Source organism: Azospirillum aestuarii (genome assembly GCF_016632405.1).
Taxonomy (GTDB): Bacteria; Pseudomonadota; Alphaproteobacteria; order Azospirillales; family Azospirillaceae; genus Azospirillum; species Azospirillum aestuarii.
Map to the genome: position 1 here is coordinate 295,243 of NZ_JAEPIV010000002.1, position 16,242 is coordinate 311,484.

General features: G+C 68.8%; 15 protein-coding genes. 9 read left to right on the top strand and 6 right to left on the bottom strand.

The features are described 5' to 3' along the window. Window positions 1-100 precede the first annotated feature (100 nt). Window positions 101-919, bottom strand: coding sequence for a PAS domain-containing protein (locus JJL56_RS06065; RefSeq protein ID WP_145622753.1), 819 nt, complete (start codon window positions 917-919; stop codon window positions 101-103). Between the two features lie 333 nt (window positions 920-1,252). Between JJL56_RS06065 and carB the strand changes: the two genes are divergently transcribed. Together carB and greA are read left to right on the top strand one after the other, a co-directional pair. Next, complete coding sequence (carB, locus tag JJL56_RS06070; RefSeq protein ID WP_145622754.1) at window positions 1,253-4,504, top strand: carbamoyl-phosphate synthase large subunit; 3,252 nt, start codon at window positions 1,253-1,255, stop codon at window positions 4,502-4,504. An 82-nt stretch (window positions 4,505-4,586) separates the two neighbouring features. Beyond that, window positions 4,587-5,060, top strand: a complete 474-nt coding sequence (greA, locus tag JJL56_RS06075; RefSeq protein WP_079285121.1) for a transcription elongation factor GreA — start codon at window positions 4,587-4,589, stop codon at window positions 5,058-5,060. Window positions 5,061-5,196: 136 nt separating this feature from the next. On the opposite strand, the gene JJL56_RS06080 is transcribed toward greA, so the two are convergent. Both JJL56_RS06080 and JJL56_RS06085 read right to left on the bottom strand, forming a co-directional pair. Beyond that, on the bottom strand, window positions 5,197-6,141 hold the full coding sequence (locus JJL56_RS06080; protein ID WP_247890963.1) for a dienelactone hydrolase family protein: 945 nt from the start codon (window positions 6,139-6,141) through the stop codon (window positions 5,197-5,199). A gap of 233 nt (window positions 6,142-6,374) precedes the next feature. After that, window positions 6,375-6,881: an Lrp/AsnC family transcriptional regulator gene (locus JJL56_RS06085; protein ID WP_345772393.1), complete on the bottom strand. Its 507-nt coding sequence runs from the start codon at window positions 6,879-6,881 to the stop codon at window positions 6,375-6,377. Between JJL56_RS06085 and JJL56_RS33890 the strand changes: the two genes are divergently transcribed. The 5 genes from JJL56_RS33890 (at window position 6,762) to trxB (ending at window position 10,717) form a co-directional block, all read left to right on the top strand. Continuing rightward, window positions 6,762-7,103, top strand: coding sequence for a hypothetical protein (locus tag JJL56_RS33890; RefSeq protein WP_345772559.1), 342 nt, complete (start codon window positions 6,762-6,764; stop codon window positions 7,101-7,103). The genes JJL56_RS06085 and JJL56_RS33890 overlap by 120 nt on opposite strands. A gap of 62 nt (window positions 7,104-7,165) precedes the next feature. Continuing rightward, the gene (locus JJL56_RS06090) at window positions 7,166-8,095 is read left to right on the top strand and encodes a mitochondrial fission ELM1 family protein (RefSeq protein ID WP_247890964.1); all 930 of its coding nucleotides are present in this window, start codon (window positions 7,166-7,168) and stop codon (window positions 8,093-8,095) included. Between the two features lie 165 nt (window positions 8,096-8,260). Beyond that, window positions 8,261-8,917, top strand: a complete 657-nt coding sequence (locus JJL56_RS06095) for a 2OG-Fe(II) oxygenase (RefSeq protein ID WP_200484560.1) — start codon at window positions 8,261-8,263, stop codon at window positions 8,915-8,917. A gap of 22 nt (window positions 8,918-8,939) precedes the next feature. After that, complete coding sequence (locus JJL56_RS06100; protein WP_200484562.1) at window positions 8,940-9,584, top strand: 2OG-Fe(II) oxygenase; 645 nt, start codon at window positions 8,940-8,942, stop codon at window positions 9,582-9,584. A 146-nt stretch (window positions 9,585-9,730) separates the two neighbouring features. Next, a complete protein-coding gene (gene trxB / locus JJL56_RS06105) occupies window positions 9,731-10,717 on the top strand; it encodes a thioredoxin-disulfide reductase (protein WP_200484563.1) in 987 nt (328 codons plus the stop codon). A gap of 70 nt (window positions 10,718-10,787) precedes the next feature. Here trxB and JJL56_RS32935 read toward each other — a convergent pair whose 3' ends face one another. From JJL56_RS32935 to JJL56_RS06120, 3 genes are all read right to left on the bottom strand, one after another. Continuing rightward, window positions 10,788-11,066: a DoxX family protein gene (locus JJL56_RS32935; protein ID WP_247890965.1), complete on the bottom strand. Its 279-nt coding sequence runs from the start codon at window positions 11,064-11,066 to the stop codon at window positions 10,788-10,790. A gap of 343 nt (window positions 11,067-11,409) precedes the next feature. Continuing rightward, window positions 11,410-11,877, bottom strand: a complete 468-nt coding sequence (locus JJL56_RS06115; RefSeq protein WP_035675596.1) for a Dps family protein — start codon at window positions 11,875-11,877, stop codon at window positions 11,410-11,412. A gap of 240 nt (window positions 11,878-12,117) precedes the next feature. Then, window positions 12,118-12,609, bottom strand: a complete 492-nt coding sequence (locus JJL56_RS06120) for a cache domain-containing protein (protein WP_211110928.1) — start codon at window positions 12,607-12,609, stop codon at window positions 12,118-12,120. Between the two features lie 257 nt (window positions 12,610-12,866). Between JJL56_RS06120 and JJL56_RS06125 the strand changes: the two genes are divergently transcribed. Together JJL56_RS06125 and JJL56_RS06130 are read left to right on the top strand one after the other, a co-directional pair. Next, window positions 12,867-13,790, top strand: a complete 924-nt coding sequence (locus JJL56_RS06125) for a ketopantoate reductase family protein (RefSeq protein ID WP_145622761.1) — start codon at window positions 12,867-12,869, stop codon at window positions 13,788-13,790. A gap of 247 nt (window positions 13,791-14,037) precedes the next feature. Further along, window positions 14,038-16,077 (top strand): elongation factor G, encoded by a 2,040-nt coding sequence (locus JJL56_RS06130; RefSeq protein WP_145622762.1) that lies wholly within the window; start codon window positions 14,038-14,040, stop codon window positions 16,075-16,077. Window positions 16,078-16,242 lie beyond the last annotated feature (165 nt).

Below are 16,242 nucleotides of genomic sequence, written 5' to 3' on the forward strand. Positions count from 1 at the left end.
GCCCCACCGGCCGGCTTGGCGCCGCCGGGCGCTGGCTTCGGCGCTTCGGGAGGCGGACCTCCCGGCGGGGGTTGCGCGCTCCAGGGCACCGCCGCCTCCGTCAGCCCCCCGGCACGTGCCGGAAGGCCAGCACGCGGGCCGGGCGGCCGTCCTCGTCGGCCAGCGGCAGCAGCAGTTCGACGAAGCGCGCGCCCGGCAGCATCGGGTCGTCGCGCACCAGAAGGCCGCGCGGCTCCCCCGTCTCCAGGCAGGCGCGCAGGTCGGCGTTGAAGCGCTCCGCCGCCTCTGCGGGATGGCAATCACTGACCGGACGCGGCACCGCGCGCTGCCCGATCCGCCGCTGCACCGCCCGCCCGCAGGCGCGGTAGAGGAAATCCTCGCCGCCGCGCAGCGGCTCCATCAGGCACAGGCGCGGCACGCATTCACGGATCTGGGCTGTGTCGATGTCGCGCGCCTCCGGCATCGGACGCCCTTGGCGGACCCGCCGCCAATGGACGTAGAGCAGGCTGGCGATCTGCGGGATCTGGTCGAGGTCCAGCGGCTCCGACCGGCAGACCGGCGGCGCGGGGGGCGGCGGCGGAACGGCGGGTGCCGCGGCCGGGACCGCGCGCACCGGTGCGGCCGCCACAGCCTCCGGCACCGGCTTCGCGGCGGCGGGCGCGGGACGGCCGGCGAAGACCGGCTGGCGCTCCGGGCGCCCGCCATGCTTCTTCAGCATCGGCAGCGGCGCCCAGGTCTGGCAGGTGTGGTAGGAGCGCGTGACCTTCCGGTAATCCTGGCTGGTCGCCGTCCGGCACTCCCCCTCCGCGCTGTAGCGGTCGACATGGACGAGCGTGTTGTCGTCCGACAGGGCGCGGTCGCCCCCCCACGAAACGCAGGCGGCGCAGGCGCGGCTGTCCTTGGCGAAAGCGTGGGTCATCGTTGGGCGCGAACTCCAAGGCGGTCAGGGGCGGCAATCAGGATCAGGTGTGCGGGCTTCTCCCGCTGGCAAGGATCGGATAGCGCCAGGCTCCGGCGCACCCCGATTGATGACGCCCTTTCGGCGCGGGTTCAAGCCTTGCCTCGCCGCCCGCTGGCGATGTTTCAGACATGTGGCCCGCGCATCATCCCACCCCTTCCCCTGCTGCGCCTTGTTCCCTATAAAGGGGCCTCGCAACGACATATTGATCCGTGCCCTCTCACACCCGCGCCCCTGCCAAGGGGCCAATGGCGCGAGGGGGCTTTTGCTGCACGAACGTCGAGAAGCGGACCCATGCCCAAGCGCACTGATATCAAATCCATCTGCATCATCGGCGCGGGGCCGATCGTCATCGGCCAGGCTTGCGAGTTCGATTACTCCGGCGTCCAGGCGTGCAAGGCGCTGCGCGAGGAAGGCTTCCGCGTCATCCTGGTCAACTCCAACCCGGCCACCATCATGACCGATCCCGGTCTGGCCGACGCCACCTACATCGAGCCGATCACCCCGGCCGTGGTGGCGAAGATCCTGGAGAAGGAGCGCCCCGACGCCCTGCTGCCGACCATGGGCGGCCAGACCGCGCTGAACACCGCCATGGCCCTGTCCGACGACGGCACGCTGGAGCGGCTGGGCGTGGAGATGATCGGCGCCAAGCGCGACGTCATCGCCAAGGCCGAGGACCGCATCCTGTTCCGCGACGCCATGGACAAGCTGGGCCTGGAATCGCCGCGTTCGCGCCTCGTGCGCAACATGCAGGAGGCGACCGAGGCGCTGGAGTTCGTCGGCCTGCCGGCGATCATCCGCCCCAGCTTCACGTTGGCCGGCACCGGCGGCGGCATCGCCTACAACCGCGCCGAGTTCGAGGACATCGTGCGCGGCGGCCTGCGCGCCAGCCCGGTCGGCGAGGTGCTGATCGAGGAATCGGTGCTGGGCTGGAAGGAGTATGAGATGGAGGTCGTCCGCGACAAGGCGGACAACTGCATCATCGTCTGCGCCATCGAGAACATCGACCCGATGGGCGTGCACACCGGCGATTCGATCACCGTCGCCCCGTCGCTGACGCTGACGGACAAGGAATACCAGATCATGCGCAACGCCTCGATCGCGGTGCTGCGCGAGATCGGGGTGGAGACCGGCGGGTCCAACGTCCAGTTCGCGGTGAACCCGGCGAACGGCCGCCTGATCGTCATCGAGATGAACCCGCGCGTGTCGCGCTCCTCGGCGCTGGCGTCGAAGGCCACCGGCTTCCCGATCGCCAAGATCGCCGCGAAGCTGGCCATCGGCTACACGCTGGACGAGCTGACCAACGACATCACCGGCACCACCCCGGCCAGCTTCGAGCCGACGATCGACTACGTCGTCACCAAGATGCCGCGCTTCACCTTCGAGAAGTTCGCCGGCACCGAGCCGCTGCTGACCACCTCGATGAAGTCGGTGGGCGAGGCCATGTCGATCGGCCGCACCTTCCAGGAATCGGTGCAGAAGGCGCTGCGCTCCATGGAGACCGGCCTGACCGGCTTCAACGAGGTGCGCATCGGCGACAGCGACACGCCGGACGCCTCGGCCATCCGCGGCGCGCTGGCCCGCCCGACGCCGGACCGCCTGCTGGTCATCGCCCAGGCCTTCCGCCACGGCTTCACCGTCGCCGAGGTCCAGCAGGTCTCCAAGTACGACCCGTGGTTCCTGGAGCAGATCAAGGCCATCGTGGACCGCGAGCAGGCGATCCGCAGCGGCGGCCTGCCCACCGACAAGGCCGGCTGGCAGTCGCTGAAGCAGATGGGCTTCTCCGACGCCCGTCTGGCCGAGCTGGCCGGCACGAGCGAGGGCGAGGTCGCCGAGGCCCGCCGCGCCGCCGGGGTCACTCCGGTCTTCAAGCGCATCGACACCTGCGCCGCCGAGTTCGCCTCGCGCACGCCTTACATGTATTCCACCTACGAGGCGGACGGCACGGGTGCTGCCGAGTGCGAATCCGACCCGACCGCTCAGCGGAAGGTCGTCATCCTGGGTGGTGGGCCGAACCGCATCGGCCAGGGCATCGAGTTCGACTATTGCTGCGTCCACGCCGTCTACGCGCTGCGCGAGGCCGGCATCGAGACCATCATGGTCAACTGCAACCCGGAGACGGTCTCCACCGACTACGACACCGCCGACCGCCTGTATTTCGAGCCGCTGACCGCCGAGGACGTGATCGAGCTGGTCCGCGTCGAGCAGCGCAACGGCACGGTGCTCGGCTGCATCGTGCAGTTCGGCGGCCAGACCCCGCTGAAGCTGGCCGACGCGCTGGAGAAGGCCGGCATCCCGATCCTCGGCACCTCGCCGGACGCCATCGACCTCGCCGAGGACCGTGAGCGCTTCCAGAAACTGCTGCACCAGCTCGACCTGCTCCAGCCGGCCAACGGCCTCGCCCGGTCGCTGGAGGAGGCGGAGACGGTCGCCGCGCGGATCGGCTTCCCGGTGGTCATCCGCCCGTCCTACGTGCTGGGCGGCCGGGCGATGGAGATCGTCCACGACATGGCCGGGCTCAAGCGCTACATGGGCAACGCCGTGAAGGTGTCGGGCAAGAACCCGGTGCTGATCGACAGCTACCTGCAGGACGCCATCGAGGTGGACGTGGACGTGGTGGCCGACGCCACCGGCCAGGTCTACATCGCCGGCATCATGGAACACATCGAGGAAGCCGGCATCCATTCCGGCGACTCGGCCTGCGCCCTGCCGCCCTACTCGCTGCCCGCCGAGACCATCGCCGAGATCGGCCGCCAGGGCGAGGCGCTGGCCCGCGCCCTGCACGTCGTCGGTCTGATGAACGTCCAGTTCGCGGTGAAGGACGGCACGGTCTACATCCTGGAGGTCAACCCGCGCGCCAGCCGCACGGTGCCCTTCGTCGCCAAGGCCACCGGCACCGCCATCGCCAAGGTCGCCGCCCGCGTCATGGCCGGGGAAAAGCTGGCCGACTTCACGCTGAACGGCCCGACCCCGCCGCACACCGCCGTGAAGGAGGCCGTGTTCCCCTTCGCCCGCTTCCCCGGCGTGGACATCGTGCTCGGCCCGGAGATGAAGTCGACGGGCGAGGTGATGGGCCTCGACCACAACTTCGCGCTGGCCTTCGCCAAGTCGCAGCTCGGCGCCGGCGTCACCCTGCCGGTCCAGGGCACCGTCTTCATCTCGGTGAAGGAGCGGGACAAGGCGTCGGCGGTGCAGATCGGGCAGAAGCTGCACGCCATGGGCTTCCGCGTCCTGGCGACCACCGGCACCGCGGCGGCGCTGCGCCAGGCCGGCGTCCCGGCGGAGTCGATCAACAAGGTGGTGGAAGGCCAGCCGCACATCGTCGACGCGATGATCAACGGCGAGGTGCATCTGGTCATCAACACCACGGAAGGCGCGCAGGCCCTGTCCGACAGCTTCAGCCTGCGGCGCACGGCGCTGACCTACAACCTGCCTTACTACACCACCATGGCCGGTGCACGCGCGGCGGTGGAAGCGATTGCCGCACTCCGGAACGGCAGCCTTGAAGTCGCGCCGTTGCAGTCGTACCTTAGCGGTTCCTATTAGGACGGTTTACGGCGCGGCGGACCTCCTCCGCCGCGCCGTAGCTTTCCCAGGGCGCTGCGTCGGCATGGTGATGGATTGAACGATGGAAAAAGTTCCAATGACTGCGGCGGGATACAACCGCCTGCAAGAGGAGTTGAAGCACCTCAAGACTGTCGAACGGCCCAACGTCATCAAGGCGATCGCCGAGGCGCGTGAGCATGGGGATCTGTCGGAAAACGCCGAATACACCGCCGCGCGTGAACGCCAGAGCTTCATCGAGGGCCGCGTCGCGGAGTTGGAGGACAAGATCAGCCGCGCCGAGGTCATCGACCCGACAAAGCTGTCCGGCAGTTCGGTGAAGTTCGGCGCCACCGTCACGCTCGCGGACGAGGACACCGACGAGGAGATCACCTACCAGATCGTCGGCCAGGACGAGAGCGACATCAAGAACGGCATGCTGTCCATCCAGGCGCCGCTGGCCCGCGCGCTGATCAACAAGTCGGTCGGCGACAGCGTGGAGGTTTCCACCCCCGGCGGCTCCAAGGTCTACGAGATCGTCACCGTCGCCTTCAAGTAAGCGCGGGTTCAAGCTCTAGGGGTTGGTTCGCAAGACACGGCCCCGCCACCGACCGCGAAACGAAACGCCCCGCACCGACATCCGGTGCGGGGCGTTTCCTTTTCACCCGTGATCTCGCACTTTACCCCCGGCGCCCTTACCCCCGCAGCCGCTCCGCCAGGAAGGCGCTGACCCGCTCGATGGCGTCCTTGCGGGCGGACTCGTCGGTGCCGACCGTCGCCTCGCCCGCCGGGGCGGTCGCCAGATTGCGGCGCTTGCGCAGCGGAGAATGGGGGGAGTCGAAGCCGTGATGGGCGTCGGGATAGACCACCACCTCGGTGCGTTCCTTCACCGGCTCGCGGTTCGCCAGTTCCAGGCAGCGCTCCGCCGGGGTCCACTCGTCCTTGCCGCCCAGCAGCATCAGCAGCGGGCCTTCCGGCTGCCATTCGGCATCGTTCAGCGGCGTCCGGCAACCGGGATAGAAGGCGATGGCGGCGCGGAAGCCGTTCCCCTGCCCGCCCGGCCCATAGGCGGCCAGCACCGTGCCCGCCCCCTGCGACCAGCCCATCAGGGCGATCCGGTCGCTGTCCACGTCGCTGCGCGCGCGCAAATAGGCCAGCGCCGCCCAGGCGTCGCGCTTGCGCTCCTCGGTCGCCCGGACGGGACGGTCCTTGGCCGTGCAGACCTCCGCCACGCCACGCGGGCCGAAGCTGTCCACCATCAGCACCGCGTAGCCCTGCTCGCGCAACGTCAGCGCCCAGTCGATGTGCCGGGCCGACACCCGCCCGGTCTTGGCGTAGAGACCGCTGCAGCCATGAAGCAGGACGACTGTGGGATAGGGGGCCTTGGGATAGGGGCCATCCGCCTTGGGGCGCAGGAAGCGCCCGGTCAGGGGCGTCGGGGCGCCGCTGGTCAGGTCGGCGTCGAGCGAGGGGAAGCGGACGATCTCCTCCGCATGGACGCCCGGCGTGGCCGCCAGCGCCGGCGGGGAGCCGAGCAGAGGCGGCAGGGCCAGCGCGGCGGCGAGCGCCAGCGCGGGCAACCCGGCGAAAGACCGTGCGGCGCGCGGCGGAAGGGTACGGCGGCGGGATGAGGCCATCATCGTCTCCCGGTCACGGACAGGATCGGCGGAATCGGTTTCGCGCGAGTTTAGCACCTCCACCGCGGAAAACATCGCACGCGCGAAGACGGGCAGGAATCCATTTTCGGAAACGCTCGGCGTATTAAAATTTCGCGAGGACCGCATTCCCGAAACGCGAACAGCCGGCACCGCGCCCCATGGGATGGGCGCGGTGCCGGCTGTTCGGAAAGGGCTTTCGTCGATGCGGCGCCGCGTCAGCGGCGCGCCACACGGGTCGAGGACTCGCCCTCGTCCTCCTCGTCGTCATCCTCCAGCGAGTCGGGGATGTCCGGCGAATCGACGTCGATCGGCACACCGGGCGTGTGCTTCGACGTGCGGATCGACAGGGCTGACTTCACATGCGACACGTTGGGCGCCGCCGTCAGCTTCGTGGTCAGGAAGCGCTGGTAGTCGTCCCAATCCTCCGCCACGATCTTCAGCAGGAAATCATACTCGCCGGCCAGCATGTTGCACTCGCGCACCATGGGCCAGGAGTTGACGAGTTCCTCGAATTTCTTTAGGTCCACTTCAGCTTGGCTGGACAGGCCGACCTGGGCGAACACGGTGACACCGAACCCGAGCGCGTCGGGATTGATGTCGGCGTGATAGCCGCGGATGAAGCCCGCCTCTTCCAAGGCGCGGACACGCCGCAAACACGGAGGGGCAGAGATGCCGGCACGCCTCGCGAGTTCTACGTTGGTCATCCGGCCGTCATTTTGCAGGTCGCGCAAAATCCGCCGGTCAATTCGGTCGAGTTTGACCCGCCGCATGGTTTGCTCGGTCGCTCCGGGGGTGATTTGAAGAAAGGATATTACACGGCGCGGCCATCCACGCCAAGCAAGAAACCCGTATCGGCGCTGGTGGAAAAACTTTCCATCGATGCATCCAGCGCCGACACCCACCCAGGCGCGACAACCAGCCACACCCCCAAACCATTCGTGTGACGATGCACTCCTCCCTTTCCGGTTCCCTCAGCTGTTGGGTCGTGTCGGACGGCAAGCCCGGCATGGAAAACCAGTGCATCGGCCTTGCCGAAGCGCTGGGCCTCACCCCCGTCGTGAAGCGCGTGCGGCTGCGCAGCCCGTGGCGCCAGCTCAGCCCGTTCCTGCGTCTGGGCAACCGCTTCGCCGCCGGGCCGGAGGGCGATCCCATCCGCGCGCCCTGGCCCGACCTGATGATCGGGTCGGGGCGCCAAGCCATCGCGCCGTTGCTCGCCGCCAGCAAGCAGTCGCGCGGACGGACCTTCACCGTCTACATCCAGGACCCGCAGATCAACCCGCGCCATTTCGGCCTCGTCGTGGTGCCCCGCCACGACCGGCTGCGCGGCCCCAACGTCATGGCCACCCGCGGCGCCCTGCACCGCGTGACGCCCAAGCTGCTGGCCGAGGCCGCGCAGCGCCACGCCCCCCGGCTCGCCGACCTGCCGCACCCGCGCGTCGCCGTGCTGATCGGCGGCACCAACGGCGTCTACGCCCTGACCCCGACCATCATGGGCGACGTCGCGGAGAAGCTGTCGGAATTGGCCCGTGGCAAGGGAGCCGGGCTGATGGTCACCCCGTCGCGCCGCACCGGCGCCGACAACGAGGCGATCCTGCGCGCGCGCCTGAACGGCCTGCCGGCGGAGGTGTGGGACGGCACCGGCGAGAACCCCTATTTCGCCTATCTCGGTCTGGCCGATGCGGTGGTGGTGACCTGCGACAGCGTGTCCATGACCTCGGAAGCCTGCTCCACCGGCAAGCCGGTCTACGTGATCGAGCTGGAGGGCGGTTCACCGAAATTCCGCAGCTTCCATGAAGAACTTTACAAGGAAGGCATCACCCGGCCCTTCACCGGAGCCCTGGAACACTGGACTTACCCAACATTGGACGATACCCGGCAAGTCGCCGAAGAGTTGCGCCACCGCCTTCTGGCCCACCGCGCCAAGCATGGCGCCTGAATCCCGTGGCGCGCCGCGCTATGCGATGCCGCGACGCATCGTTGTTTGCTTGCGCTGTTCAGGGGGATAATCCTGTCAAACGGTTCATGAACGCAAATTCATTCAACGCGTGTCCCGGCGCGTGGTACTTCGCTTTTACCGCTGGGACGCATTGGATCTTTTCGCATGGTTTCGCCTGACGCGGTCCAGGACGCCTTCATCCGCTGCCTGGACGACGCCCCGACCAAGGATGACCCCTATCGCCATTGGCTGTTGTCGCGCGCGCTCACCGACGAAGCAGCGGACGGCATCGCCGCCCTGCCCTGGGCGCCGCCGCCGGTCGGCGACACCATGGGCAAGCGCGACACCAACAACGCCACCCGCAGCTATTTCTGCGCCCGCAGCCGGGCCGAGCATCCCGTCTGCAACGCGGTCGCCACGGCCTTCCAGGGACGGGCGGTGACGGAGGCGATCCAGCGCACCTGCGGCGTCGGTCTGGCCGGCACCTCGCTGCGCATCGAATACTGCCAGGACACCGACGGCTTCTGGCTGGAGCCGCACACGGACATCGGCGTCAAGAAATTCACGATGCTGATCTATCTCTCCAAGGGGCAGGACTGCGCCGACTGGGGCACCGACGTGCTGGACGCCACCCGCACCGTCGTCACCCGCGCGCCCTACGCCTTCAACGGGGGACTGGCCTTCGTCCCCGGCACCAACACGTGGCACGGCTTCGCCCCGCGCCCGATCCGCGGCGTGCGCAGGTCGATCATCGTGAACTATGTCGGCCCGGAATGGCGCGCCCGCCACGAGCTGGCCTTCCCCGACACGCCCGTGGCCTGAGTTGCCGTCTGGAGACCGCCCCATGTCCATGCCCACCTCCATGCTGGATCTGGACCGCTTCCGGGCCACCCCGCTGCAGCGCGAGCCGTTCGACTTCCTCTGCGTCCCCGGCTTCGTGAAGCGGGAGCATCTGGCGGCGCTGCACCGCGACTACCCCGAGGTGGACAAGCCCGGCTCCATTCCCCTGGGCGTCTTCCCGCAGGGGCCGGCCTTCGACGCCCTGATCGAGGAGCTGCGCGGCGAGGCGGTCTGCCAGGCCTTTTCGGAGAAGTTCGGGCTGGACCTGTCGCGCTACCCGACCATGTTCACCGCCCGCGGCATGTGCCGGGCGACCGACGGCAAGATCCACCCCGATTCGGCCAGCAAGATCGTCACCGTCCTGATCTACATGAACCCGCCCTGGGAGGCGTCGGGCGGGCGCCTGCGCGTGCTGCGCAGCCCGAACCTGGAGGATTACGCCGCCGAGGTGCCGCCGGACGAGGCCACGCTGCTGTGCTTCCGCCGCTCCGACACCTCCTGGCACGGGCATCATTCCTTCGAGGGCCGGCGCCGCGCCGTGCAGATGAACTGGGTCCGGAACAGCGTCTACATCTGGCACGAACAGTGGCGCCACCGCGTCGGCGCCTGGCTGAAGAACCGGACGGGCACGGCGCCGGCGCGTACCTGAGGGGGATTCTCAGGCGGTCGGGGTGAAGCATCGTCACCATGATGGGCCGGCATGGCAGGCTTTCCGATGACAGCGCGTCGGAACTGGACCATATGTTCGGCGCGGCCCTATGGTCCGCGTCAGATCAGATCGTGACGGACAGAGCGATGCCCAGCACCCACCACACCAAGGTTCTCATCATCGGCGCCGGTCCTGCCGGCTACACCGCGGCCATCTACGCGGCGCGCGCCAACCTGCAGCCGCTGATGGTGCAGGGGATGCAGCCGGGCGGCCAGCTCATGATCACCACCGACGTCGAGAACTATCCCGGCTTCGCCGACCCCATCCAGGGGCCGTGGCTGATGGAGCAGATGCAGAAGCAGGCGGAGCATGTCGGGACCAAGATGGTCTTCGACCTGATCACAGACGTCGATTTCAGCCAGCGCCCCTTCGTCTGCAAGGGCGACTCGGGCGACACTTACACCGCCGACAGCGTCATCATCGCGACCGGCGCGCAGGCCCGCTGGCTGGGCATCTCCAGCGAGGAGATCTACCGCGGCTTCGGCGTGTCGGCCTGCGCCACCTGCGACGGCTTCTTCTTCCGCGGCAAGGAGATCGCGGTGATCGGCGGCGGCAACTCCGCGGTGGAGGAGGCGCTGTACCTCACCAACCACGCCTCCAAGGTGACGGTCATTCACCGCCGCGACAGCTTCCGCGCCGAGCGGATCATGCAGGACCGGCTGTTCCGAAACCCCAAGATCGAGGTGGTCTGGGACAGCGTCGTCGAGGAGATCGTCGGCGAGGGCGACGGCTCGCTGGGCAACCCGCGCGGCGTCACCGGCGTGCGCGTGAAGAACGTGAAGTCGGGCGAGGAGCGGGTCATCCCGGTGGCCGGCGTCTTCGTCGCCATCGGCCATGTGCCGGCCACCGCCGTCTTCCAGGGCAAGGTGGAGACCGACTCCGAGGGCTACGTCGTCACCGCCCCCGACTCGACGGCCACCAACGTGCCGGGCGTCTTCGCGGCGGGCGACGTGAAGGACAAGATCTACCGGCAGGCCGTCACCGCGGCCGGCATGGGCTGCATGGCCGCCCTGGAGGCCGAGCGCTGGCTGGCCCACCACGAGGGCGAGCCGAGCCCGGCGGGCAACTGGTAAGGCGCAACCGGGAAAGCGCCACGGGACCAAGGGGGGCCGGGTGACCGGTCCCCCATCCCGCCCAGATTGGTCAGCGTCGGTTCATCATCCCATCGACGCTGAACCGCCCGGCCCCGGCGGCGATCAGCGCGAGGAAGCCGCCGATGATGGCGAGGTTCTTCATGAACTGGATGCGCTGCATCCCCTGGGCCTCCGGCGGATAGGTCCAGTAGCGGTGGGCGATCAGCGTCGCCATGATGGTGAAGAGGACCAACGCCGCAGCGGCCAGCCGCGTCCAGGCTCCCAGCACCACGGCCAGCCCGCCGAAGCACTCCACCGCACCGCCCAGCGCGGCCAGCAGCATCGGCATCGGCAGCCCCTGCCCCCCAGACTTTCAGCGAAGCCGCCGAGATTCATCAGCTTGCCGAAGCCGCTTTCCACGAAGATCGCTCCGATCAGAAGCCTTGCGGCCAGCAGCAGCGCGTCCTGCGCGCCCGTCGCCGCCCGGTCCGCTCCCCGCGTCCGGTCGAAATTGTAGGAGGCCATGGCCCCTCTCCCGCGTCCATCGGACATCCCAGGAGAACGCGCGCCGCCACCCTGTTGTTTCGCCCTCTGTTGTTTTGTCCCCTGTTGTTTTGTCTGGCCCCAAAAGGACGGGGCGCCGCCCCGAAGGACGGCGCCCCGTCGAAACGCAGGCCGCTGGGCGGTGCCGACTACTCCAGCATGGAGCGCAGCATCCAGGCGGTCTTCTCGTGGATCTGCAGGCGCTGGGTCAGCAGGTCGGCGGTCGGCTGGTCGTTGGCCTCCTCGGCGGTCGGGAAGACCTTCCGGGCGGTGCGGGCGACGGCCTCGTGCCCCTCGACGAGCTGGCGCAGCATCTCCTGCGCGTTCGGAACGCCCTGCTCCTCCTTGATCGAGGCGAGCTTGGTGAACTGCGAGAAGCTGCCCGGCGCCGGATAGCCCAGCGCGCGGATGCGCTCCGCCACCTCGTCCAGGGCGGTCCACAGCTCCGTATACTGGGTCATGAACATGGTGTGGAGCGTGTTGAACATCGGCCCCGTGACGTTCCAGTGGAAGGAATGCGTCTTCAGGTACAGGGCGAAGGTGTCGGCGAGCACGTTGTTCAGGCCTTCGGCGATGGCCTTGCGGTCGGCTTCCGCGATCCCGATGTCGATCTGCATGGTTTTGTCAATCCTCCGAGGGGTTGTCTTCCATTCTTGGCTGCAATCGAGGCTACGCCCCGCCGCAGCCCAGGTAAAGACCCTACTTTAGAAAGTTTCTAAAAAGCAGCCCTGCGCAACCCGCATGCCCCGGCATGCCGTGAAGGCCACCCCGACAAGCTTGGCCGCGCCCGGTGTGGGTCAAGATGTGCGCCGCAACAGCATCCGTATCAAGCGTCCCGAAGGCCCGGCCCCGCGGTGTCAATGGTACAGGCCGACATAGGCGACCAGATCCTGGCCCGGCACGCGCTTCACGAAGGTGGTTTTCGGCTCGATCCGGTTGCTGGCCGGGTTCAGCCAGCGATACTCCACCCAGCCCTCGCCCGCGTCCCGCGCCACCGACAGGATGTCGCGGACGATGTCGCGCCCGTCCGGGTCCTTCACGTTGATCACGCTGATCCCGACCCCGGCGGGCCGGGGCGGATAGACCTTCCACACCCCGGCGAAGTCGATGACCGTGACGTAGAGCGCGCCGTGCCGGAACTCCCCGTCGCGGTTGAACAGCGCCGCCGCCGTATCCAATCCCTTGGCGGCGATCAGGTCCACCGCCTTCAGCGCAATGGCGCGGACCTGCTCCTGCTCCGGATTGCCTGGCTGGGCGTGGGCACCCGCGGGGAGAACCATCGCGACCAGAAGGGCGGTCAGCGCAATCCATAAGACGCGGAGCGGCGACGTTCGGACGAAGATGCTCATGGCAAATCTCACGGCAAATCCCCGGACCGGCCAATGCGGAAGCGAGACGCGGAAAGGGGCGCCGATCGGTTCGCCCACTGTCGAAAGAAAGTCGGCCTCCGGCAATCCGCAATCCTGCGGCCTATTGCCGCAAAGTTCCGCACACGCCACACTGTTCCCAGCGTCCGGAACCATGAAGGCCCGCCCAGCCTCCGCCGACCCCTCGGCCCCATCCAACGGAGCGCGCCGGCCCGGACCGCATTTGGGAGGAGCATCGCATGCGCATCGCAATCATGGGGGCGGGCGCGGTCGGCGGCTATTTCGGCGCGCGCCTCGCGGCGACCCGCGGAGCTGAGGTGCATTTCATCGCGCGCGGCGCGCATCTGGAGGCCATCCGCCGCGACGGCCTGCGCATCGAGAGCCAAGCCGCCCCCCTGCACCTGACCGACGTCCGCGCGACCGACGACCCGGCTGAGATCGGGCCGGTCGATCTCGTGCTGTTCGCCGTCAAGCTGTGGGACACCGACCGCGCGGCGGAGGCCTGCCGTCCCCTGGTGAAACCCGGCACCGTGGTGGTCACCGTGCAGAACGGCGTCACCGGCCTGGACACGCTGTGCCAGATCCTCGGGCGGGAGCATGTGGCGGGCGGCGTCGCCCACATCGGCGCCACCATCGCCGCCCCCGGCGTGATCCGCCACACCGGGACGCTGGCCCGCCTGACCTATGGCGAGCTGGACGGGCGTCCCTCCCCCCGGCTGACCGCCTTCCACGCGCTGGCCGAGGCGGCCGGGTTCGAGGCGGTGCTGTCCGCGGCGATCCTGCGCGCGCAGTGGGAGAAGTTCGCCTTCCTGGCCCCCTTCAGCGGGGTCACCGCCCTGACCCGCCAGCCCGCCGGTGTGATCCGCCGCGTTCCGGAAAGCCGCGCCCTGTTCCTCGACGCGGTGGCCGAGGTCGCCCGGCTGGCCCGCGCCCGCGAGGTGGATCTGGGCACCGGCATCGTCGCCCGCGTCGAAACCCTGCTCGACGGCCTGCCCCCCGCCATGACCTCGTCCATGCTGAACGACCTGACGCGGGGCGGGCGGCTGGAACTGCCCTGGCTGTCCGGGGCGGTGGTGCAACTGGGGTCGGAGCTGGGGGTGCCGACGCCCGTCCACCGGGTGGTCGCGGCGGCCCTGGCGCCCTACGCCGACGGACCGCCTTGAGGAAGGACACCCCGACCGGGGGCGGCGTGACGTCATGCCGCCCCTTTTTTCCATCGACAGGTCCCCCGCCGCGGGTGGACCATAACGTTGAAAAGGCACTGTTTTTAAAGCACCGGACCAGTCCGGCACCCTGTCAGGGCCACGCGCGCCGCCGGTGATTCCGGCCACGGCGTCCCACCCGGCCCACCCAGGCCACCCGGCGTTCCGGCCAATGCCCACACGGGAAGACGCCATACGGGAGGTGTGCATGCCCCATACTCAGATCCAGACGGCCCGCTGCGCTGCGCTGGTCGGCCCCTATCTCAGCGGCAAGACATCGCTTCTGGAAAGCCTGTTGTCCGCCACGGGGGCGACCACCCGCAAGGGCAGCGTCCGCGACGGCAACGCGGTCGGCGACAGCTCCCCCGAGGCCAAGGCCCGGCAGATGAGCGTCGAGGTCAACGTCGCCTCCTTCGAGTTCCTGGGCGAACGCTGGAGCGTGCTCGACTGCCCCGGCTCGGTGGAGCTGGCCTGCGAGACGCAGAGCGCCCTGATGGTGGCCGACGTCGCGGTGATCGTGGCCGAGGCCGCGCCGGAGAAGGCCGTGCTGCTCGCCCCCCTGTTCAAGTTCCTCGACGACAACCGCATCCCCCACCTGCTGTTCATCAACAAGGTGGACAGCCTGGGCGACCTGCGGGTGCGCGACGTGGTGCAGGCCTATCAGGCGGTGTCGGCGCGCAAGCTGGTGCTGCGCGAGGTGCCGATCCGCGAGGGCGGGAAGATCACCGGCTTCGTCGATCTGGTCAGCGAGCGCGCCTGGCACTTCAACCCGCACAAGCCGTCCAACCTCGTCCAGATCCCCGACAGCCTGAAGGACCGCGAGCACGAGGCCCGGCAGGAGATGCTGGAGGCGGTGGCCGACTATGATGACGCCCTGCTGGAAAAGCTGTTGGAGGACGTCGCCCCCGACACGCAGGAGGTCTATGACCGGCTGGCCAGCGAGCTGGCCGACGACCTGATCGTCCCGGTCTTCTTCGGCTCGGCGGAGAACGACAACGGCATCCGCCGCCTGCTGAAGGCGCTGCGCCACGAGGGGCCGGACGTCGCCACCTCGGCGGAGCGCGCCGACATCCCCGCCGATGCGACGGTGGCCGCCCAGGTCTTCAAGACGCTGAACGGCTCCCACGCCGGCAAGATCAGCCTCGCGCGGGTCTGGCGGGGCACGGTCAACGACGGCATGACGCTGGGCGGGGAGCGGGTGTCTGGCGTCTTCCGCATGATGGGCCACAACCAGGAAAAGCTGTCCCAGGCGGCGGCCGGCGAGGTGGTGGCGCTCGGCCGGCTGGACAAGGCGGCGACCGGCGACCTGCTGACCGACAAGGGCAACGCCGGCCGCTCGGCGCTGTGGCCGGAGCTGCCGCCGCCCGTCTTCGGCCTCGCCCTGCACGCCCAGAACCGCAACGACGAGGTGAAGCTGACCGCCGCCATCCAGAAGCTGGTCGAGGAGGACCCGTCCCTGCGTCTGGACCAGTCCACCGACACCGGCGAGCTGGTGCTGTGGGGCCAGGGCGACATCCATCTCCAGATTGCCATGGACCGGCTGCGCAACAAGTTCAACGTCTCGGTCAAGGGCGCGCCGCCGCAGGTGCCCTACCGCGAGTCGATCCGCAAGGGCACGTCCCACCACGCCCGCTACAAGCGGCAGACCGGCGGCCACGGCCAGTTCGCCGACATCCATGTCGAGGTCAAGCCGCTGCCCCGTGGCGCCGGTTTCCAGTTCGAGGACGGCATCGTCGGCGGCGTCGTGCCGCGCCAGTTCATCCCGGCGGTGGAGAACGGCGTGCGCGACTATGCGGTGCGCGGGCCGCTGGGATTCCCCGTGGTGGATTTCGCGGTGAAGCTGACCGGCGGGCAGTTCCACGCCGTGGACAGTTCCGAGATGGCCTTCAAGACGGTGGCGCGGCAGGCGATGACCGAGGCGCTTCCGGCCTGCGAGCCGGTGCTGCTGGAGCCGATCCTGACCGTCTCCATCGCCGTGCCCAGCGACTTCACCTCGAAGGTGCAGCGGCTGGTCAGCGGCCGGCGCGGGCAGATCCTGGGCTACGACGCGCGCCCCGGCTGGCAGGGCTGGGACGAGGTGAAGGCCTATCTGCCACAGGCCGAAATACACGACCTGATCGTCGAGCTGCGCTCCCTCTCGCTCGGCGTCGGCACCTTCACCTGGAGCTTCGAGCGCCTGCAGGAGTTGACCGGCAAGGCCGCCGACAAGGCGGTGGAGATCCGCAAGGAGACGCTGGCGGCGCAATAGCCTCCCGCAAGACGGTGGGCGGGGCCGGGGCGCATCCCCGGCCCCTTTTTATGGCCGGACGGCGGCCGGCGGTCGGTCGGCCGCAAGAGGGAAAAAGTAAATCAGCCCAGCAATAAATCAGTGAGCCAAACAATAGGTAAGTTTCTCATAACCCGTCATGTGACG